This window comes from Chlorogloeopsis sp. ULAP01 (assembly GCF_030381805.1).
Lineage (GTDB): Bacteria > Cyanobacteriota > Cyanobacteriia > Cyanobacteriales > Nostocaceae > Chlorogloeopsis.
In genome coordinates this window covers 281079-301523 of record NZ_JAUDRH010000005.1, presented here as the reverse complement: position 1 = coordinate 301523, position 20445 = coordinate 281079, and the positions used below count along the sequence as shown (strand labels likewise).

Below are 20445 nucleotides of genomic sequence, written 5' to 3'. Positions count from 1 at the left end.
CCGATAAAAAGGGTTTAGTAGATTAGTAGAAGCTTCAAATTCTACTAAGTTTTTCTAATTTAAGCTAAATATTGATAGATATAGCTTGTTTACTGATTCTAAGCTTTTGCAAGTACTAAAATATAGAATTAATACTTATATGCTTGAAATTATACTACTAATTAGTATAAGTAAAGTCTTGATAGATGGTAGAAGTAAAGTTGAATAGTAGTGTACTTACTGAAATAGATGAAATAGTTGTTCAGGATGTGGGTTTACTAGACACAGATACCTCACAAAACCGGAATAATAAAATAATTATTGGTGACTGTTTAGAAGTACTAAAAAGAATACCTTCTGAAACTGTTAATTTGGTTATAACCTCACCTCCATATGCAGATAGTCGTAAAAAAACATATGGTGGAATTAGTCCAGATGAGTATGTTAATTGGTTTGTTCCCATTGCTTGCGAACTTAGAAGAGTTCTTAAATGAAGATGGTTCTTTTATTCTCAATATTAAAGAAAAAGTTGTTAACGGAGAAAGACATCCGTATGTTTTGCATTTGATTTTAGAGATGCAAAAACAAGGTTGGTTATGGACTGAGGAATATATTTGGCATAAAAAAAATTGTTACCCTGGAAAATGGTCTAATCGTTTTCGTGATGCTTGGGAACGTTGTATACAGTTTAACAAGCAGAAAAAATTCAAAATGTATCAACAGAGAGTTATGGTTCCTATGGGTGATTGGGCTAAGTCTCGTCTTAGGAACTTAAGTGATACAGATAGAATACGTGATAATTCCAAAGTTGAAAGTGGTTTTGGTAAGAACATATCAAATTGGTTAGACCGTAAGATGGCTTATCCAACTAATGTTCTGCATTTAGCAACCGAGTGTGGTAACAAAAATCATAGTGCAGCTTTTCCTAAATCTCTTCCTTCTTGGTTTATTAAATTGTTTACTGAACCTGGAGATATAATACTTGACCCTTTTTTTGGTTCTGGCACATCAGGTATGGCAGCAAAGGAGCTTGGTAGAAACTACATTGGCATCGAAATCAAAGAAGAATATGCTAGGTTAGCAGCTTTTAACATTGAACGTGCAAAGACGAATGTGCAACTTTTAGAGCCAGCCCTAGAGGATGAAACACCTAGCCAGAATAATGCCAATATGACAAACTCAAATTATCAGCTTTATTATGATTATCTTGTTAGGAATGTTCTTACTCCTTTTTATGATAAGAGATTTAAGAATTTAAGAGAGCTTAAGCTTAAAGATGTTCTTAGACGTAAAAACCCTTATTTGTTCAAAGCTAAGAATATTGAGCTTGCTGGAGATTTCGTAAAAAGTATAGTTGATGCCTATCTATCCTCTCAAGAAGAAACCATTTTTGGAAATTTGCTAGAGGGCTTTGCTATACATATATCTTCAACTTTATATAATGGCTTTAAGTCTAAATTGAAAAGCATAGACTTAGAATTTGAACGTGATAACGTATATTACATTGTAGGCATTAAATCTGGAACTAACTGGGGTAACTCTGACCAGATTAACAAGATGAAGGATAATTTTAAGAAAGCAAAAGAAATTTTACGTGAGCGAGGAGTTACAGGTGACATTATTGCTGTCAATGGTTGTATGTATGGTAAAGACCAGAAACCTTTGAAGGATGATAAAGAACCAGATAAGATTTACTACAAATATGCTGATCAGGCTTTCTGGAGCTTGATTTCAGGAGATGAAAATCTGTATCAAGAAATAATTGTGCCAATTGATGAGAAGGCGAAAAAGAAAGACGAGCAATTCAAAGCTACATATGCTGCAAAAGTCAATGAGATGACAGCGGAATTCACTCGTTACTTTATGAAAAATTACCAAATTGACTGGGTTAAGCTGGTTGATTATGTATCCAAGAGAGAGGAAATTGTTTTAGAACCACAATCAGAGCAGTTGTCTCTGTTTTTGGAAGATACATCTGATGTGGAAGAGCCTTTAGACTTAGAAGATGCCTTAAATACTGAAGAATATTCATAACATAAAATTATATATAGCTGTGAAAATTTCTAATCAACAATTTTGCTAACCAGTGACAGATTTAATTTTTTAATTTTGGTACTAAGAAAGAGCGATCGCCTATTTATGAAGATTAGATAACTAGTGCGATCGCTCAAAATAACCATACAAAAATAATTTATTTGTTTTTAGGCTGAAATTCGTTGAACATTTCCTGGGTGAATTTCACAGACAAGTTCATTGAAAGAAGTAGTGGGAGCCTTAGCAAATAAAGAACTCATCTTGTTTAATATTTTTTGATAAGCTTCGCTGTGATTTGCTTCCATATCACCCATGTTTTCCCAAAAAATTACAGCGATACCTTTATCAGTTCCTGGTTCTTGCAGCAAGTATGCTTTTTGGAAACCTGTGGTATACATTGAAACAGCTTGTTCAAAAAGTTGTTTAGCTTCTTCAAATTTACCTGGTTTAAATTCTCCTACAGCAACATAAGCATATTGATGTTTGAGACAATCGTGGAAATCTGACATTTTTTTCTCCTTGACAAAGGGTGATTGATAGACTCTGGTGATTCTCGAAATTTAAGTTGTTTTAAATTTGCACTTTAGTTGCAGTGTAAATGTTGCTTAAATCTACTTTGCTGTTTTTAATTTTTAATTTTTAATTACCGAAGTATCCTCCAATTAAAGACTTCTGTTTTCAACCTTTTCAATCAATTGTTCAGCTATTTCAATTGCCAGCACAATCAAATCTTGCTCTTGCACTCCTTTACCCATATCATCTGAAGTTTGAGAGTAAATATGAGGATTGGCAAGCATTCCAGCTAGTAACTGCGCGGCTATTTGTTTAATTTCAGTTGTTTTTGCATCCATTTATAACTACCTTAACGCACTGGCAAAGCGAGATTTTGTGACTGCTTTGGCAAAATTAGCTCTTTGATAAATCTCTGCCTTGAGAGGCTTGTAAATCAGTTCGTACCAGATATGCCCTACCTGTGCATCAAATCCTAACCTTTGACCGCGCATAAATAGGTGCAGACATCTGATATATTTACCTGGTAATAATTGCCAGCAAAAATGGCTTCTATTTCCCTCGTATGGATGTGTGACAGCATCTATATGTACATTTGTCGCCAAGCCATAAGCTGGATAGGGAGGTGCGGTGGAACCAACAGCAAACCAATCAGGCACAGGAAATATAGGTTCAACGTCTTCAGTAGAACCCATGTTCATATGAGCAAAGTACCGAACCGCAAAATTAAGATTGACTATTTCTGGCTCATCTGCAATTTTGTCTTCTGTCTCCTTTGGCTTGCCTTTGATGAAGAGTTCTTCTATCAGATAATCTGCCCCGGCATAAAGGCTAATCGTCCGGTAAAGTTCGCATACTAAATGACGATTCTTACCTGTAATGGGATCTGCACCAATATAATCAAAGGGTTCGGAGGCAATAGTAATGCTAGCTCTCACAGAGCCACTGGATTGCGATATAAGTCGATAGGAATGATTAAACAGGCAAACTTCATAGTAAGGTGATTTAGGATGGGGAGGCCCAGGTAGCAGGATTTCAGCTACCTGCATACAACGCTTTTCTGGATCTTGTCCTAACCACTCACCTCTTGCTGCTGGAAATGGATCGAGAATTTCTTGGTGGTCAAGCTGTATGCTTGTTGCTGAACCACTAAACCAGTTTCGTTCATTGTCCTCTGGTGCGGGTATTAAATTAAACCAAACAATCAGGCGGTTATTTACCAGTCTGACTCCACGTGCTTCTCCTGTAGAACCATAGACGACTTCTGTCGATGGCTCGCCTAGTTCTGGAGGCATAGGCTCACCTCGATCTAATCTGACGAAGGTTGAGGCAAAAGCTTCATTTTCTGAACCGGGTGGTATCGGCTTAGATAGACAGAAAACTAGAACATCGTGGCTGGGATCATCGGGATCAATGTGATCAACTTGGGCTTTTAAGGGTGTGTGGGAAAGGTCACGCAAGTCACTTAATACTAACTCTTTTGGTAGAATTTGAAATTTTTGGGCGATCGCTTGCCAGGGTAGAGTCACATCACCCCCTCGCCAATAATTCGAGGGATTGAAAATAGCCAATAAATTAATGGATGGCATAAATCTGCCCTCCTGACAATTTTTGGGAATTGATATTTGATGACAATATTGCGACTGCAAACTTTATCAGTGTAACACTCAATCCAATTTACTTCTTTATTTGAGATTAAGAATAAAACTTGAGTAAGTTGTGAGAAAGTAAACAAATATTTGCAAATAATTACCTCATGATACATTTATTGTTGTCAAATTTTAAACAAGTAATACCACTTTGAATTTTAGATTAGATTTTGGATTAGAAATTACCTTCTGTGTTGGGTTCTCGTGAATCCATTTGCCCTTAATAATTTTTTAAATTGGTATAAGTTAATGTAAATAAACTAAAAATACAAATCCCCGACTTTTTGACAAGTGGGGATTTTGCGGAACGCGTTTTACGTTTAATTGAGTTTTCTACTTTATTAAAAAAACAAGTTCATGTTCTTGAATGATAAGATTAAGTAGAAAAATAAAAATTGACATACTCTTAGTAAAAAGAAAGATGATTTGTGAGGAGAATGTCAATAAAATTTCTTAATTTGATTGCTTTTTAGGTGAAGTAGCTAATTTAGGTTGGTATATCCCTGTCTGTCTCTCTTTTAGTTCTGCTGCCTTAGCTTTCTTCTTCAGTTTTTTTTGCTGCTTGTCCATCGACTCTGGAGGATCGTTAAAATAGTTACAATATGCGAGTTTATCGTCATCGGATAGCGAGCAAAACATTTGCCGTAATTCACCGTTAAAACCAATAGGATAGTGTAACTTTAACAACCTTCTAAAATGTAAATATCCTGCCCAATTTCTTGAGCCAACCATAAGTTTCATTGCCTGCAATAACTCTTCTTTAGTTGGTTGATGCATAGTATGTAAGTCGAGAAATTGAAATAGTTATTCTGTAGGATTAATGACTTAGGGTTGATTAAAAAAGCACCCACACTTAAAGTTAACCTGCATCTAATGTAGACGACACTGTTTTTGGTTCACCTTCCTCTATTTCACTTTTAGAACTCAGGAAAAGTTTCTTAGCAATCCAGTAAGTAAAGATGTGAGAGAGTAATCCTAAAGGGCCAGCAAATAAACATAGTACTAATGAGTGAATTGTAAAAACTCCTGTTTTTTGTCCTTGCAAATAAATGTAGCGCCCGACAAACAAATCCATTACTAGGAAATGAATCCAACCTGTAGCCGCAGCTTTCTCATCGGCAAAAAATTTAGCAATGTCTGCCAGTTGAGGATTTGATAGAGCTTGGGCATTTTCTGGAGTAACACTAATAATGAACAAATACAAATATGCTGCTGCTAAAGGCACAAAAGGAATATAGGATTCCATTACCTGTTTGGTAACTTTCCATTTAGGCAAGAAAATCATCAATGCCCAAAAGGGTAAAACGAAAATATTGGCAATGTTGAACAGTTGAGTGATATTCATAGAAAATGGAGACAAGGGACAGGGGAGTGGGAGACGCGGGAATAAGGAGATAGGGAGCAGGGGAGCAGAGGAAAACAATCAGCTACTAACCACTGTATGGGAGGGTTTAGAAGATAAATTATCAGTTTGAACGACAAGATTATCAACAAAACCCGCACGGCAGTCGTTACAACCGGGGGAACCCGACGCCAGGTGCTACACGTGCTTAATCCGCAAAGGCGCACTGGTTCCAAGGGCGTGCTGCCTCCCCTACTAACTACTAACCAATGACTAAATAGCTTATAATGTCACAAGCTGCGATTCAATCTCAGACGAATTTAGTTCTCGACCAATAAAAACTAAACGGGTTTGCCGTAACTCTTGAGGTTGCCAAGGGCGATCGTAGAATTGTTCAAAGCGATTCCCCACCCCTTGCATTACTAGACGCATAGGTTTGTTATGTACAGCAACAAAGCCTTTAATTCGGTAAATTTCTTGTTGTTTTACTAGTACTTGTAACTGTTGTTGCAGCTTTTGGGGGTCAAAGTCGCGATCTAAAATTAGGTGAGTTGATATGATTTCTTCATCGTGATCATGTTCTTCTTCAGTATCATGATGACTAGGACGGGTATCTAAATTGTCTTCAACTGCGGCTTGGAATCCTAACAATATGGATGGATCTAGTTGACCTTCACAACTGTTTACAATCTTTACAACCCTGGGCAGTTCTTGTTTAACTAACTCCTCAACTTTTGCTTTTGTTTGTTCATCAACCAAATCAGTTTTATTTAAAATTACTAAATCTGCACAGGCAAGTTGATCTGCAAACAGTTCTTGTAGAGGGGTTTCGTGTTCTAAACTATCATCTGCTTGCCTTTGTGCCTCTACCGCTTCCGGATCGTCAGCAAATGTTCCTGCTGCTACTGCCGCACAATCTACCACTGTAATTACAGCATCAACCGTAGCACCAGAACGAATTTCTGGCCAGCGAAAAGCCGTTACTAGTGGTTTTGGCAAGGCTAAACCAGAGGTTTCTATTAAAATGCAATCAATACTATCTCGCCGCTTGAGTAACTGTTGCATTGTCGGTAAAAATTCTTCCTGTACAGTACAGCACAAGCAGCCGTTAGTTAATTCAAAAATATTATCTGTGCCATTACCGTCTTCTGGGCAAATTTGACACGATTTCAACAATTCTCCATCTATGCCAAGTTCGCCAAATTCATTAACTATAACAGCAATACGGCGTCCTTGATTGTTTTGGAGTAGGTGTCGAATGAGAGTAGTTTTACCACTACCTAAAAACCCGGTAATAACGGTGACAGGAATTTTTGCAGCCATTGTTTAATTAAAATTTTACACAAAAGCCATGAATTGAGCCTTTTTGCATTTTGCCCCATAGTGGGTAGATTGGGAATCAGCACTTACGCACAAAATAAAGGTGATTAGTAAAGGCTGGGTATAAACGTGTGATACCAATTTAAAAAATGATTAAGGGCAGATGGATTCACGAGAACCCAACACAGAAGGAAATTTCTAATCCAAAATCCAAAATCGTATAAGACTGTAGGGGCAACTTCCCTAAGAAAGCCCTGTGTGATGAGGACAATCCCAGGGGCGCTGCCCCTACACTTTAGAAAATATTGGCTGATATTATTTTGTGGTTTACTCGGCAGTAGCCAGTTCGGTGCTGCCACGTGTACGACGGCGAGTCAGGGTGTTGAACAGCATTTGTCCGATCGCCTTAATCAAATTGCCTTCTAATTCCTGGAACATTTTCATATTCATGCCAAAGGCGGCATTAGCTTCATCGACAATGCGATCGGCTGTAGCATCATCGATTGGCAGTTCATCTAAAGCTTGACGATATTTGTTTTTGAATGCTTTTTCGTCAGAAATGTCTTCAAATTCATAGAAAGCTGTTCCATCCCCACTTAGGTTCATTGCAGTTTGGGCAATGCCTTTGAGAATTTGTCCACCAGACAAGTCCCCAAGGTAGCGGGTGTAAGAATGAGCAATTAATAATTCTGGTTCTTTTTCAGAAACTTCCCGAATACGCTGTACGTATGCTTCCCCAGCAGGCGATAATTGAATTTGTTCCCGCCAGTTGCCACCGTAATAATAGCTAAGGTCTTTTTCTAAACTGCGCTGTCTGTATAGTTCTCGAAAATTTATTTTAGAAACTAGAGGATGATTTTTGTGCTTTTCCATCTCCTCTTCCATAACGGAATACACAAAGTAGAGGTTGGCAACGAGCTTGCGGTAGGAGTTTTTCTCTACTACTCCTTTTAAAAAGCACTTGACAAAACCAACGTTTTCTGCCATCGTGTGGGCTTTTTTAGTGCCTACACGCAATTTGGTAGCTAGATTGCTGCTCATGCTAAATTTCTCAACTTTAAAAAGTCAACTGCCGGAGTATCGATTTATTAACGGCTACAAAAGCCACTAAAACGTTACAGTAGAGCTATTTGATGAGAAATTTTATTAAATATTTTTAAGCTACTAAGTTTTGTAGGATTGGCAAACGTAACTCAATCACTTATACAGAGCCATATTTGCACAACTTAAAGTTTTGTTATGACTGGCTAAATTTAATTTACATCGGGGATTGGGTACTGGGTATTGGGTAAAGGGGACAAGGAGAGGATATGCCTGGAGGCGGCAGCCCACAAACCGTCGTTACCAGGTTCAACCTAGTAACGAGAAATCTAAAATTCCCAGTACCCAGTACCTAATCACCAGTCCCCAGTCCCTATTTAAGCACTATCTCTTAAAAAAGCTTTACTTAAATCAATTTTAGGCGAAGAAAAACTAATAGGACTATCGTGATAAAACCTACCCATAGAGAATTGTTGAATAAGTTTTAAAGTGTTATCCTCCTGTGTGTCTGTGTGGAGTGTTTTAACGTATGGTCTCATCTATAACTCGGCCTCAAGGCTTTGGTGGAAATTCTGCTTCTGAGCCAGATGGATTGCAGCAAGCGATCGCAAGCAATTTAGCACTAAATAATATCTCGCTACCAACAACTCCCTTGTTTGGCACAGACGGTATTCGCGGACGAGTTGGAGAATTACTAAGTGCACCTCTAGCATTGCAAGTTGGTTTTTGGGCGGGGGTTGTATTGCAATCTAATGCTTCCCAGATCGGCCCGATCATTGTTGGACAGGATTCGAGAAATTCTAGTGATATGCTGGCAATGGCCTTAAGTGCAGGCTTAACAGCAGCAGGGTTAGAAGTTTGGTATTTAGGTTTATGCCCTACTCCTTGTGTTGCCTATCTTACTAGTGTTAGTGATGCGATCGGCGGAGTGATGATTTCTGCCAGCCACAACCCACCGGAAGATAACGGCATTAAGATTTTTGGTGCTGATGGTTTGAAGTTATCGCAAGTATTACAGGCAGAAATTGAAGCAGGATTGCGGGGTACAGCATCGCCTAGTATTAATCGCAATTGTGGTAGGCATTACTCCCGCCCAGAGTTGGTAGAACGTTATGCTGAAGCCCTAAAACATCCTTTACACGCTGTCAATCTTCAAGGGATGAAGATTGTTCTAGATTTGGCGTGGGGGGCAGCTGTTGGGTTAGCACCATCAGTATTTGAGTCGTTAGGGGCAGAAGTTATTTGCTTGCATAATCAAGCGGATGGCGATCGCATTAATGTTAACTGCGGTTCTACTCACTTAGATATTGTGCAAGCAGCAGTTAGCGAACACAATGCCCACTTAGGTTTTGCCTTTGATGGTGATGCTGATCGCGTTTTGGCAGTAGATCATAGCGGCAGACAAGTAAATGGTGATTACATCCTTTACCTGTGGGGACGCTACCTACAACAAAAACAAGAACTACCAAATAATCTCATTGTTTCCACAGTCATGGCTAACTTAGGCTTTGAAAGAGCGTGGGAAAAAATTGGTGGTAAGCTAATTCGTACAGCAGTGGGCGATCAATATGTCCAAGCAGAAATGCATTCCTCTGGAGGAATGTTAGGTGGAGAACAATCTGGTCATATTCTGTGTCGCCATTATGGTATCACTGGAGATGGTCTACTGACAGCTTTACATTTAGCAACTTTAGTACAGCAAGCTGGTGTTCCTCTCACAGAAATGGTTGATCAGAGCTTTCTAACATATCCTCAACTGTTGCGGAACGTGCGTGTAGAAGACCGCAGCAAACGTCTAGGATGGAAAGAATGCCAACCTCTACAAGAAGCGATCGCTTGTGCTGAGGCAGGAATGGGTAATACAGGCAGGATACTAGTTCGTGCATCAGGCACAGAACCAGTCATCCGAGTCATGGTAGAAGCAGAAGCAGCGGAACTTGTTAATTATTGGACAAATGAACTTGTGTTAAAAGTTCAGCAATATCTAGCAGCTTGAGAAGGCAGGAGGCAGGAGGCGGAGAGCAGCGTCGTGCGGAGGTTCCCCTCCGTTGTAGACGCGCAGCGGCGAGCAGCGCGCCCTTGCGGCTCTGCCGACTTGTAGGCGCGTTCGCCGTCAGGCGTTGCGTTAGCTAGCGGCGTATCCGTTGGTAGCGACTGCGTACACGCGAAGCGGGTTCTCGTTAGAGTACCCGGAGGGCTTCCCATAAGGGTGGCGACTGCAAAGAGGCAGATTTACCTCTTCTCTCCTTGTCCCCTTGTCTCCCCTGCTCCTTGTCCTCTCTCACGCTCCCATTCCCGAATACTGCTTTAATCCCTGCCGCCACAGCCAGCGATTCAAAATCAAAAATAATAAAATCCAACCTAATGTTGCCAAAAATCCCCTTGTCATATTTACAGGTAGTCCCACCAAAATACTCGCAGGAAAATCAATTAAATAGGGAAAAGGTGTGAAAAGTACTACTGTTCTTACTGGTTCGGGGAAAACATCTAAAGGGGCAATCATACCAGACAAAAACAAATAAAATAAGAACCAAAAATTTTCTATGGCGCTAGCTCTTTCTGTCCAAAAAGCAAATAAAGCAAACGTGTACTGAATTACAAAGCGTAAGATAAAAGCCAATCCACCAACCAAGAAAAAAAGAAAAATTTCTCCTAAACTCGGTACCCAAAAAGCTTGAGGATACAGTATAAAAAACAATCCAATTAACAGGAACGTAAAGGGTATACGCGCACCTCTTTCACCTAGATGAGATGCAACATGATGCCACACTGGATCGAGTGGTTGTAATAATCGGTTAGAAAGCTTGCCTTCTATTACTTCCTTTTCAACATCCCAGATTGCCCAAACAACTGTTAATTGCCGAACGAGGAAAACAGCTAAAAAGTAACGGGCAAAATCTACGGGTGTTAAACCAAAATTTCCACCTTGAGCTGCCTGCGTCCAAACTCCCATTAATATAATTGGCAAAGAACCAGACAAAACCCATAAAATAAGTTCTGCTCGATACTCCACCATATAAGCATAGTAAACAGAAAGCAATGTCCAAGCTGTTCTAAGGAGGCGCTTCATTATCTGGTTGTTGGTTGGTAGTAGTTAGTATTTAGTAGGGGAGGCAGCCGCATGAAGAGCCAGTACGTTGTAGCACCTGGCGTCGGGTTCCCCCGGTTGTAGCGACTGCCGTGCGGGTTTTATTGATAACTTTGGGTTAGAACCGATAATTTATTTTTTAAACCTGTCCGTACAGTAGCTAGTAGTTAGTAGGTAGCATTTGGTTATTAACCATTAACTACTATCCACTATCCACTATTATCTACTAACCACTCCTTCTAAAAATACTCGCCCAATCACCTCTTCTACAGGCGGTTCAGTCACTTTTAAATCAGTTACCTCTAACTCAACTAAAATTCGCGATACAGTACGTGTTAATTCTTCTTGCTGTACCATAAAACACACCATTCGCCCATCTACCTTTTGCACATCACCGTAAAGCATGAGTTTTTCCTTAGGTAGAGGATGAGCCAACTCTATATGAACTTCTCGATAGGGTGCAAATCTTTCTAGTAATCCATCCAAACTACCGTCATACATTAGGTTTCCTCGATGAATTAACAGTACTCGTTCGCATAAAGCTGTAATATCAGCCATGTAATGACTAGTTAGTAACACGGTTGCCTGATAGCGCTGATTGTATTCACGTAAGAAATCACGTACCCCCACCTGAGCGTTAACATCCAATCCTAAAGTGGGTTCATCCAAAAACAACACTTTGGGATGGTGCAATAGTGCTGCTAAAAGCTCTGCTTTCATCCGTTCACCCAAAGATAGCTTCCGCACAGGTTGGGAAAGCTTGCCTTCTAGGGACAGCATCTCAGTTAATTCTCCCACCCGTTGACGAAACTCACGCTCCGAGATATCGTAAACAGCAGCATTAATCTTTAAAGAATCCATTGCTGGCAAATCCCAAAGCAACTGTTGTTTTTGCCCCATCACTAAGGTAATCTTTTGCAAGAACGCTTCTTGACGACGAAAGGGAACATAACCAGCTACTCTGACTTTACCACTAGAAGGATGAACCAATCCTGTGAGCATTTTGAGTGTAGTAGTTTTACCTGCACCATTTGGCCCTAAAAAGCCTACTACTTCACCTGTTCCAATTTCAAAGGAAACATCTTGAACCGCTTTAATTTCGCGATAGGTGCGACGAAAAAAGTGGGTAATTGTTCCAATTAAGCCTGGTTCTTTAACAGCAACAGGATAAACTTTGCTCAAATTTTGAGCCTCGATAATCGGCATATATTTTGTTAGTAGTTAGTTGTTAATTGTTGATAGTTTGTACCCATTAACTATTAGCCATTAGCTATTAACTATTAACAACTTTTTAACGTAAACGACCCGATCGCAGAATACTGATAATCAACCACAATCCCAATAAACTAGCAGTAGCAAATAACACGTTACTTAAAAAAGATAGTTGGGCTGTACGTGCATTACTAGAAATAATTGCTGCACCCATAATCAGTGAGCCTACTAAGATACTGAAAGAAAGTCGATTGGCGGCATCGTCTGCTGTACGACGCAATCCATCTAGCCCGCGTAAAGATAAATTCCACTGTAGTGTTTCGGATGTAACTCTATCTAAAAGTAATTCAATATGTCGGGGAGATTGTAAAGACAAACTTTTAAGATCCAGTGCTGTTCTCAGAAGCGATCGCACAGGAGCTTCTCCAAACAACTGGCGACGAAATAAGTCTGTCAGCAATGGTTGAACTTCATCTATAAAGTTAACCTCTGGATTGAATGATCGCGCTACTCCCTCTAAATTAGCCAGAGTCTTAGCATACAAGCCCATGTTGCTAGGTAAGCGAATTTTATTATTGCGGGCAACTTGCAGCAGTTCGTAAATAATCTGACTAAAATTCATTTGAGACAAGCTCAAGTTGTAATACTTGCGCAGCATTCGGTCATAGTCATTTTCTAAGCGAGATAAAATTACTGGTTGGGCAGAATCTGAAAGTTGCAAAGTCAATTGAGCACAGCGTTGGGCATCTAAATCGACAATTGCCAGCAACATCTCCGTCAATATCCGTTGCGTGCGCGGATCGAGCCTTCCCATCATGCCACAATCAATTAAAGCAACCCGCCCATCTTTGAGATAAAACAAATTCCCTGGATGCGGATCGGCATGAAAGAAGCCATCTATATAAAGCTGTTGGAAAAAAGCACGAAATAACAGAGTAGTAACTTTTTGACGTTCGACAGCAGGACTTTTACCATTTTGGTCATTGTCAAAATTAGCTGACAATAGTGGTACACCATCCAACCATTCCATTACCATCAACTTGGCAGTAGTCACATCCCAGTAAATTTCGGCAACTACTACCTGATTAGGGTCAAACCAACGACCTTGAGATAGATTACGTCGTAATTGATCAGTATAACTAGCTTCTCGCGTAAAATCTAACTCAGCTTCTAGGGCTTTGGTAAATTCTTCGGCTATGGATTTGATTTCGTAAGTTTGCCCAAATTCGGTACGTGCCACCAAATCGGCAATACCTTGAATCAAAGCAATATCTTGGTTAACGATAATATCTATTCCCGGACGTTGAACTTTCAGCGCGACTTCCCGTCCGTCTTTGAGTGTAGCCCGATGTGTCTGAGCAATTGAGCCAGCCGCTACAGGTATAGGATTAATAGTTGCAAAAGTTTCCTCTAAAGGCTGTTTTAATTGTTTACGGATGATAACTTCTATTTCTGACCAAGGAACAGGTGGTACTTCATCTTGCAGCGTTGACAATTCCTCGATATAAGACGCGCTTAGTAAGTCCGGGCGGGTAGACATTAACTGTCCAAGTTTAACATAAACAGGCCCCAAATCTACCAAGATATTTTTCAAAACCGCAGGTGTGGGCAATTGAGGCTCATCTGGTTTACCGCCAGTGAGCAACCTTCGCATATAGTCCCAGCCATTGCGGAATAAAACTTCGATGATTTCTCTTTGACGGGGAACAGTTTGGGTGAGAAACATAATTCTAACGAACTGCCATTACGATGCAGGAAACGCGAAAAAATAAATTAATTAAAGAGGTATGCAGCAAGGGATGACAATACAACCGCCACCAGAGTTTCTAGTTGTAATAATTTTGCTGGCATGAGTACAATCTTTAAATCTTTGTAAAGATGATTGTACGGCTTCTACTAAACTTTGCTCAGTCAGCATTTTTTTAACGTATTGAGAGCAGGAATCCCCGCCATTTAATAGCCGATGAGGGCAGGAAAATCCTTTGTACGGAGAAATATAATCTTGATAAGCAGTAATAGAGTTGATTGCTGTTTTCTTAACAAAAGGCTCAAAGTAGGTAATTTCCATAACTAGGAGACAAAATATCCAACACTCAATTTATATCGAAAAATTTGTCTTTTCAGCCTCTGTCAAGGGTTAGGGGCTAAGAAGAGGATGGGGAGAGGGGGAGATAGGGAAGAATTGACTCTTATTACTTCCTCACCTCCCTCACCTCCTTGTCACCTGTCCCCTGTTCCCTATCCCCTTCAAAGTAGTTCTGTAAATCGGGGATCGTTTTGAAGAGTTTTGAGGATTTGTTTGATTTCTTGGGTGCGGTCTTTTTTTACAATCAAAGTTACATTGCGATCGCGCACAATTACCACATCTTCTAAGCCGATAGTAACAACTACATCATTGGGATCGCTATTGTAAATAATTGCTCCATTGGTATCCAATCCAACATGAGCACCTAATTCTACATTTGTAGTATCTTCTTTTTTCAATAAACGCTCGATCGCATTCCAGTCACCTAAATCATCCCAACCAAATTCCACCGGAATTACGTATGCTAGACCTGTCTTTTCCATAAGGGCATAGTCTATACTCATCTTAGGGAGATGAGTATAGATATCAGGGCCATATTTTTCCAACGGCTCAATAATATCCGGAGCGTGGATATGCAGTTCCTTAAGAACAACACCCACCCGAAAGATAAACATCCCACTATTCCAGCTAAAGCGTTCCGTAGACAGAAACTTTTCTGCCGTTTGACGGTTAGGCTTTTCAGTAAAACGGTTAACGTGATAAGCTGGCAAGTCATTAAAGCAACCAATTTTTTCGCCTTGTTCTATATAGCCGTAACCAGTTGATGGAAAGGCAGGTTTGATCCCCAATGTGACAATCGCTGCTGTGTTTGCCGCTAGTTGAGTTGCTGCATATAATGTGTTTGCAAAAGCTTCTTGTTCAGCAATCCAGTGATCGGCGGGGAAAAAGCCAACAATAGCGTCATCTCCGTAACGCTTTTTGATTTCTAAGCTTGTCCAAGCAACAGCAGCGGCGGTGTCTCGTCCTTGTAACTCAATTAATAAGTTATCAGGTGGGAGTTTAGGCAGTTGTTCTTTAACTCCTTGAGCTATCTGACTAGAAGTTATTACCCACAAGTTGTCCCAATCGCCTGCAAGTGGTAGCAGCCGATCAGCAGTTCCTTGTAGGAGACTTCTACCACTACCATCTAAATCTAAAAATTGCTTGGGACGGTTTTGGCGACTTAAAGGCCAAAAACGCTCGCCCTTTCCACCGGCAAGAATTACAGGGAACAATGGTCTAGTCATATTGTCATGGAAAATTCAAGAATATTACAAGTTTACAGTGGTGTCTTTAACTAGCAAGATTTGTCGCTAGCATTAACATTACATCCAGGGAGTGGTTGAGTGGGGAGAAAGTTGTGGTTAAACAAGCAGAACGATTAAAAAATAAAATTAAATTTCAACGAGTGCAGCAGCCACCTGTTCAAGCAAATGCGCAACAGCAAGTAGAAGTTTCTTCTCAATTGGTAGAGTCTGTCGGTTCTATTCCTAGCCAGCTTTACCAAAGGTTGGGTTTAGCTATGCCTCGGTGGCTGTTTTGGCTATTGACGATCGTCGTTGGGATCACTTTGTCAGGGCTGTTGGTATCAACCTTGGCGCTTTGGACTCCGTTGTGGAGTGATATAGATAGAACAGACGAAGAATTGGGCATGGATAATCCAGATGCCGAGAAAATGCCATTGCCTGGGGAAATCTGGAGCAATATCTCCCAGTACAAGCTGATACGCCCGATGAATATTTTAGTGATGGGTATCGAACCAGTTCCTGGAACTGTTGACGGCTCACCAGAAAGTTTTGCTGGTAAAAGCGATACCATGTTGCTCCTCAGGCTCAACCCCGAAGACAAAACTATGCGGGTACTTTCAATTCCCAAAGATACAATGATAGCAATTCCAGAATCTAAGGGATTAAATAAAGTATCCGAAGCGAATGCGCAAGGAGGATCGGTTCTAGCAGCACGAGTTGTCAGCCGCACCCTGAGCAATGCGCCTATAGACCGTTATATCCGTATTTCTACTAGTGGTTTGCGGCAGTTGGTAGATCAACTGGGTGGAGTAGAGGTGTTCGTTCCTAAAGCGATGGAATATAGAGACTCTGCTGGTAAATTTTCGATTAACTTAGTCAGTGGCTGGCAAACTCTTAACGGAGAACAAGCAGAACAGTTTATCCGTTTCCGCGAAGCCAATACAGGGGATTTACCAAGAGTGCAGCGACAGCAAGCTTTAATTATGGGTTTGCGCGAACGTCTGTTTAGTCCTACTGTTTTACCCAAATTGCCCCAACTAGTGCGGATTATGGGCAAATACTTTGACACTAACTTAAAAGTTGAAGAAATGATGGCAATAGTCAATTTCACTCTCAACTTAGAGAGGGATAATTTCCAGATGACTATCTTGCCAGGTATTTTCAGCCGTTTAAGTGCAGATCCTGATAGCTATTGGCTAGATCTGTCTGGAAGAATTGACTTACTGACTAATTATACCGGAGTGATTATAGGTGGTCTCAAGTCAGATGCACGACCTGTAACTAGTCTCAAAATTGCTATTCAAAATTCTTCCAATCAACCCCAGCTAACAGAAAAAGTTATTAACTCTCTTAAACAAAAAGGCTTCACAAAAATTTATGCTGTCCCAGATTTACCCGATCGCCACAGCGAAACTAAGATTATCGCGCAAAAAGGTAACCGTAAAGCAGCAGAAAAACTGCAAGAAGTTCTGGGCTTAGGTAACATTGAGGTGTCGGCGACAGGCGATTTAGAATCAGAACTCACCATTCGGATTGGGAAAGATTGGAAAGAGTAATTTGGTTAGTGGTTAGTGGATAGTGGATAGTGGTTAAAAACCAACTACTAGCTACTGTACGGGTGGGTTTAGAAGATAAATTCTCGGTTTGAACGTAAACATAATCAACAGAACCCGCCTCTACTACCTACTAAAAAGCAACTATGTTATGAAAAAATTTTTGCTGCGCTTGTTTGGTTTGATGGGAATTTTGATTCTGGCTTGGTTATGGGTGTTGCTTAGTGCCAAACCAGCGATCGCTTGATGAAATGAGTTTTATCGAAAAAACCCTGACAAAGTTCTAGATTTCCGGTTAAATGTTTTCAGATAAGCGCCGTCTGAATATTTGTCGGGTACTATTTGTGACACAAGAACAAAAAGTTTCTCGTTCTCTTGCCGGGATTGCCGGAATTGTTGCTGTTGCCACCATCATTAGCAAAGTTGTAGGGTTGGCACGGCAAGTAGCAATAGGTGCGGCTTTTGGTACTGGCCCTGTTGCTGATGCCTATAGTTTCGCCTATATTATCCCAGGTTTTTTACTAATTTTACTTGGTGGCATTAATGGCCCTTTCTACAGTGCAATTGTTAGTGTCTTAGCCAAGCGCAAAAAAGAAGAAGCTGCTCCTTTAGTGGAGACTATGACAACCCTGGTTGGTGGTGTACTTTTGATTGTCACGATCGCTTTGGCAATCTTTGCTGGAAATCTGATTGAGGTAACTACACCAGGGCTAGATCAACGTGCAGATGGACAGTTGGTGAAGGCGATCGCCACAAAACAACTCCAGATCATGTCACCAATGGCTATTCTTGCCGGACTTATTGGTATCGGATTTGGCACACTCAACGTCGCAAATCAATTTTGGTTACCATCTATTAGTCCTTTATTATCAAGCATTACAGTTGTAATTGCCGTAGCTTTTTTATGGTTGCAATTAGGTACTAAAATTTACACTGCTGAGTATTTAATGTATGGCGGCGCGGTATTAGCGATCGGAACTTTAGCGGGAGCTGTGCTGCAATGGCTTGTGCAATTAGTGGCACAGGCACGTATTGGTATGGGTTCATTTCGCCTGCGGTTTGATTTTAATCAGCCGGGAGTTAGGGAAGTCATGAAAATTATGTTGCCAGCTACCTTCTCTTCTGGGATGCTCTACATCAACTGGCAGATCAATTCTATTTTCGCTTCCTTCATTCCTGCTGCTGCCTCTGGCTTGAATTATGCCAATTTACTGGTACAAACTCCATTAGGAGTCATTTCTAATGTCGTTTTAGTTCCTCTATTACCAATTTTTTCTCGACTAACCGATCCAAATGATTGGCATGAGCTAAAACAACGCATTCGCCAAGGATTAATTCTTTCTGCCTTCACGATGCTACCTTTGGGCGCATTGATGATTGCTCTTTCAAATCCGATTGTGCGTGTAGTGTATAAACGGGGAGCTTTCGATCAAGCTGCCTCAGATATGGTGTCCTCGCTGTTGGTTGCCTATGGTGTAGGAATGTTTGTATATTTAGGGCGTGATGTGCTAGTGCGGGTATTTTATGCCCTGGGTGATGGTGAAACGCCTTTTCGCATTAGTCTGTTTAACATCTTTGTGAATGTCTTCCTAGATTGGATTTTAATTAAATCTTTTGGCGCTCCTGGTTTGGTTTTAGCAACAGTAGGAGTAAATTTGAGTTCAACATTAATGCTCTTATGGTTGCTCGATCGCAAGCTGAATGGCATCCCTTGGCGAGAATGGAGCATACCTATTTTTGGTTTGACTGGTGCAAGCTTCGTCGCAGGTTTTGCCAGTTTCTTTACTTTAGGGGTTGTACAAAGGTTCTTGACTACAGATGGTTTACTGATTCAACTATTGTTGTTGAGTATATCTGGCTTGGTAGGTTTGGGCGTTTTTGGGGCGATCGCTGCTTGGATGAAGTTACCAGAAGTGAATATTTTTGTAACTCGGATGCGGCAAAAGTTTTTCAAGAAATAGGATAAGCATCTGTCATCATCTATTTACACCAAGGCAGGGAAAAAGTTATGGGGAACAGAACTATTAAACTCATCTGTCTCCTGTCCCCTATCCCCTATTACCTAATTTCCCTTCTGCCATCTGCCCTCTACTTAACTTCCAAAGCTTGTGATGTTGAAGTGACGCCTGCAAAACAAAATTGCTCCCAAATTACAAAACAAACAGGTTATCGCCAGCCACAGCAAAATATAGGTAGGAGCCATTACCACACCGATCGCAAACCAACTATAAACGTGCAAAACCATGACTAAAGCAAAAAGGCAAGCTACCCCTGCGGCTTGCCAGACTTGATGTGATGGGCGACGGAGTGCGGCGAAAATCATCGTCAAAATGGTGGCAAGCAAGTTTGCTGGCACCAGAAATGCGCAAATGCTAACACAGTTCACGCGGGAAAACTCACTTAAGCTATGAAAATCAAGCATTATTTTGTGGAGGTAATGTCAATTTAGTATAAGTTACTTAATAACTACATTAAATAATGAAATATAAAGCATGAGTACCACTTGCTGACATTGTAAAATAAATTAATGAATTTGAATATATACTCATTTGCAACTGAAAATTAACATCATAAAAAATCAACTTATAGGTCAAAATTATGTTAGGTTATTTAGTTGAGTTTGCAACAAATAACATCATTATTGTAAGTTAGTTATTCTCTGTTCAACTTCACCTGCTAGTTACTCTTAATAAACCAAATTAGTTGTGTCAGTTTACTGAAAATTAAATATTTACTCTATAAATCAATTATTACTATCTTTAGTGTCAGCTAATAAATTTTATATTTAAATTTATAATTAAATTTTTGAGTCTTTAGGGGTGGGAAGCTTACCCACCTTTGTATACCAAATATTCAACTACCCCATGAGAATCACTGTGTCGATAACGTGAATTACGCCATTGTCAGCTTCTATATCTGCTGCTAAAACAGTAGCATTTTTAACTTCAAATCCATCAGAACAATCAATATTAATTGTTGAACCTTCGACAGAAGTCACAGTGCCAAGTTTTGCTAAATCATCCTTTTTAAGTTTTCCAGGTACAACATGATACTTTAAAATTCTTGTTAGTTGGGGAATATTCTGTACTAAAGTTTGGATAGTTCCAGGTGGTAATTTGGCAAAAGCATCATCTGTGGGTGCAAAAACTGTAAATGGGCCAGGGCTTTTTAATGTTTCTACCAATCCTGCCGCTTGTACAGCAGTTACTAGAGTCTTAAAAGAATCCGCATTAACAGCAATATCAACTATATCAGCCATTTATTTCACCTTAATATTAGAAAGATTTTAAATAAAATATTAAATAAATGTAAATTAGTGTTGCTTTTGATTAAGTAATGGGAATCATTAGCAGAAACTAATACTCTCAAACATACTCAAGATTATTCTCGCTGTTTACCATTGAG

Annotated in this window: 19 protein-coding genes; 5 read left to right on the top strand and 14 right to left on the bottom strand. The window is 40.1% G+C overall.

The window, feature by feature from the left end; all coding sequences use genetic code 11:
- The first annotated feature begins 185 nt into the window (after positions 1-185).
- Together QUB80_RS11925 and QUB80_RS11920 are read left to right on the top strand one after the other, a co-directional pair.
- The gene (locus QUB80_RS11925) at positions 186-473 is read left to right on the top strand and encodes a class I SAM-dependent methyltransferase (RefSeq protein ID WP_289789717.1); all 288 of its coding nucleotides are present in this window, start codon (positions 186-188) and stop codon (positions 471-473) included.
- Complete coding sequence (locus QUB80_RS11920; protein ID WP_289789716.1) at positions 415-2013, top strand: PmeII family type II restriction endonuclease; 1599 nt, start codon at positions 415-417, stop codon at positions 2011-2013. Before QUB80_RS11925 ends, QUB80_RS11920 begins: the two co-directional genes overlap by 59 nt.
- Before the next feature lie 167 nt (positions 2014-2180).
- Here QUB80_RS11920 and QUB80_RS11915 read toward each other — a convergent pair whose 3' ends face one another.
- The 7 genes from QUB80_RS11915 to QUB80_RS11885 form a co-directional block, all read right to left on the bottom strand.
- Complete coding sequence (locus QUB80_RS11915; RefSeq protein ID WP_289789715.1) at positions 2181-2522, bottom strand: antibiotic biosynthesis monooxygenase; 342 nt, start codon at positions 2520-2522, stop codon at positions 2181-2183.
- A 153-nt stretch (positions 2523-2675) separates the two neighbouring features.
- Positions 2676-2864 carry a hypothetical protein gene (locus QUB80_RS11910; RefSeq protein ID WP_289789714.1) on the bottom strand — a complete coding sequence of 63 codons (189 nt, stop codon included), beginning with the start codon at positions 2862-2864 and terminating at the stop codon, positions 2676-2678.
- A gap of 6 nt (positions 2865-2870) precedes the next feature.
- Positions 2871-4112, bottom strand: coding sequence for a hypothetical protein (locus QUB80_RS11905; protein ID WP_289789713.1), 1242 nt, complete (start codon positions 4110-4112; stop codon positions 2871-2873).
- 513 nt (positions 4113-4625) lie between these two features.
- A complete protein-coding gene (locus tag QUB80_RS11900) occupies positions 4626-4949 on the bottom strand; it encodes a hypothetical protein (protein WP_289789712.1) in 324 nt (107 codons plus the stop codon).
- 82 nt (positions 4950-5031) lie between these two features.
- Entirely contained in the window at positions 5032-5517 is a 486-nt protein-coding gene (locus tag QUB80_RS11895; protein WP_289789711.1) for an ABA4-like family protein, read from the bottom strand.
- 279 nt (positions 5518-5796) lie between these two features.
- Positions 5797-6837, bottom strand: a complete 1041-nt coding sequence (gene cobW, locus QUB80_RS11890; protein ID WP_289789710.1) for a cobalamin biosynthesis protein CobW — start codon at positions 6835-6837, stop codon at positions 5797-5799.
- 324 nt (positions 6838-7161) lie between these two features.
- On the bottom strand, positions 7162-7875 hold the full coding sequence (locus QUB80_RS11885; protein ID WP_289789709.1) for a biliverdin-producing heme oxygenase: 714 nt from the start codon (positions 7873-7875) through the stop codon (positions 7162-7164).
- 529 nt (positions 7876-8404) lie between these two features.
- Here QUB80_RS11885 and glmM point away from each other — a divergent pair.
- Positions 8405-9871 (top strand): phosphoglucosamine mutase, encoded by a 1467-nt coding sequence (glmM, locus tag QUB80_RS11880; protein WP_289789708.1) that lies wholly within the window; start codon positions 8405-8407, stop codon positions 9869-9871.
- A gap of 285 nt (positions 9872-10156) precedes the next feature.
- Here glmM and QUB80_RS11875 read toward each other — a convergent pair whose 3' ends face one another.
- The 5 genes from QUB80_RS11875 to QUB80_RS11855 all read right to left on the bottom strand — a co-directional run bounded on the left by QUB80_RS11875 (position 10157) and on the right by QUB80_RS11855 (position 15487).
- Complete coding sequence (locus tag QUB80_RS11875) at positions 10157-10945, bottom strand: ABC transporter permease (protein WP_289789707.1); 789 nt, start codon at positions 10943-10945, stop codon at positions 10157-10159.
- Positions 10946-11182: 237 nt separating this feature from the next.
- Entirely contained in the window at positions 11183-12169 is a 987-nt protein-coding gene (locus QUB80_RS11870; RefSeq protein WP_289789706.1) for an ABC transporter ATP-binding protein, read from the bottom strand.
- An 85-nt stretch (positions 12170-12254) separates the two neighbouring features.
- Positions 12255-13901, bottom strand: coding sequence for an ABC1 kinase family protein (locus QUB80_RS11865; protein ID WP_289789705.1), 1647 nt, complete (start codon positions 13899-13901; stop codon positions 12255-12257).
- A 51-nt stretch (positions 13902-13952) separates the two neighbouring features.
- A complete protein-coding gene (gene yidD / locus QUB80_RS11860; protein ID WP_289789704.1) occupies positions 13953-14243 on the bottom strand; it encodes a membrane protein insertion efficiency factor YidD in 291 nt (96 codons plus the stop codon).
- Positions 14244-14422: 179 nt separating this feature from the next.
- The gene (locus QUB80_RS11855) at positions 14423-15487 is read right to left on the bottom strand and encodes a mannose-1-phosphate guanylyltransferase (protein ID WP_289789703.1); all 1065 of its coding nucleotides are present in this window, start codon (positions 15485-15487) and stop codon (positions 14423-14425) included.
- A gap of 113 nt (positions 15488-15600) precedes the next feature.
- Here QUB80_RS11855 and QUB80_RS11850 point away from each other — a divergent pair, with 113 nt between their 5' ends.
- Together QUB80_RS11850 and murJ are read left to right on the top strand one after the other, a co-directional pair.
- A complete protein-coding gene (locus tag QUB80_RS11850; RefSeq protein ID WP_289789702.1) occupies positions 15601-17043 on the top strand; it encodes an LCP family protein in 1443 nt (480 codons plus the stop codon).
- Between the two features lie 296 nt (positions 17044-17339).
- Positions 17340-19001, top strand: a complete 1662-nt coding sequence (murJ, locus tag QUB80_RS11845) for a murein biosynthesis integral membrane protein MurJ (RefSeq protein ID WP_289789701.1) — start codon at positions 17340-17342, stop codon at positions 18999-19001.
- 131 nt (positions 19002-19132) lie between these two features.
- On the opposite strand, the gene QUB80_RS11840 is transcribed toward murJ, so the two are convergent.
- On the bottom strand, positions 19133-19462 hold the full coding sequence (locus QUB80_RS11840) for a hypothetical protein (protein ID WP_289789700.1): 330 nt from the start codon (positions 19460-19462) through the stop codon (positions 19133-19135).
- 435 nt (positions 19463-19897) lie between these two features.
- On the bottom strand, positions 19898-20299 hold the full coding sequence (locus QUB80_RS11835; RefSeq protein WP_289789699.1) for a fasciclin domain-containing protein: 402 nt from the start codon (positions 20297-20299) through the stop codon (positions 19898-19900).
- Positions 20300-20445: the final 146 nt, after the last annotated feature.

Excerpts from the sequence above, each read along its gene's own strand:
- QUB80_RS11925 (WP_289789717.1), top strand. The coding sequence starts at position 186 with ATGGTAGAAGTAAAGTTGAATAGTAGTGTACTTACTGAAATAGATGAA.
- QUB80_RS11920 (WP_289789716.1), top strand. The coding sequence starts at position 415 with ATGAGTATGTTAATTGGTTTGTTCCCATTGCTTGCGAACTTAGAAGAG.
- QUB80_RS11915 (WP_289789715.1), bottom strand. The coding sequence starts at position 2,522 with ATGTCAGATTTCCACGATTGTCTCAAACATCAATATGCTTATGTTGCT.
- QUB80_RS11910 (WP_289789714.1), bottom strand. The coding sequence starts at position 2,864 with ATGGATGCAAAAACAACTGAAATTAAACAAATAGCCGCGCAGTTACTA.
- QUB80_RS11905 (WP_289789713.1), bottom strand. The coding sequence starts at position 4,112 with ATGCCATCCATTAATTTATTGGCTATTTTCAATCCCTCGAATTATTGG.
- QUB80_RS11900 (WP_289789712.1), bottom strand. The coding sequence starts at position 4,949 with ATGCATCAACCAACTAAAGAAGAGTTATTGCAGGCAATGAAACTTATG.
- QUB80_RS11895 (WP_289789711.1), bottom strand. The coding sequence starts at position 5,517 with ATGAATATCACTCAACTGTTCAACATTGCCAATATTTTCGTTTTACCC.
- cobW (WP_289789710.1), bottom strand. The coding sequence starts at position 6,837 with ATGGCTGCAAAAATTCCTGTCACCGTTATTACCGGGTTTTTAGGTAGT.
- QUB80_RS11885 (WP_289789709.1), bottom strand. The coding sequence starts at position 7,875 with ATGAGCAGCAATCTAGCTACCAAATTGCGTGTAGGCACTAAAAAAGCC.
- glmM (WP_289789708.1), top strand. The coding sequence starts at position 8,405 with ATGGTCTCATCTATAACTCGGCCTCAAGGCTTTGGTGGAAATTCTGCT.
- QUB80_RS11875 (WP_289789707.1), bottom strand. The coding sequence starts at position 10,945 with ATGAAGCGCCTCCTTAGAACAGCTTGGACATTGCTTTCTGTTTACTAT.
- QUB80_RS11870 (WP_289789706.1), bottom strand. The coding sequence starts at position 12,169 with ATGCCGATTATCGAGGCTCAAAATTTGAGCAAAGTTTATCCTGTTGCT.
- QUB80_RS11865 (WP_289789705.1), bottom strand. The coding sequence starts at position 13,901 with ATGTTTCTCACCCAAACTGTTCCCCGTCAAAGAGAAATCATCGAAGTT.
- yidD (WP_289789704.1), bottom strand. The coding sequence starts at position 14,243 with ATGGAAATTACCTACTTTGAGCCTTTTGTTAAGAAAACAGCAATCAAC.
- QUB80_RS11855 (WP_289789703.1), bottom strand. The coding sequence starts at position 15,487 with ATGACTAGACCATTGTTCCCTGTAATTCTTGCCGGTGGAAAGGGCGAG.
- murJ (WP_289789701.1), top strand. The coding sequence starts at position 17,340 with ATGTTTTCAGATAAGCGCCGTCTGAATATTTGTCGGGTACTATTTGTG.
- QUB80_RS11840 (WP_289789700.1), bottom strand. The coding sequence starts at position 19,462 with ATGCTTGATTTTCATAGCTTAAGTGAGTTTTCCCGCGTGAACTGTGTT.
- QUB80_RS11835 (WP_289789699.1), bottom strand. The coding sequence starts at position 20,299 with ATGGCTGATATAGTTGATATTGCTGTTAATGCGGATTCTTTTAAGACT.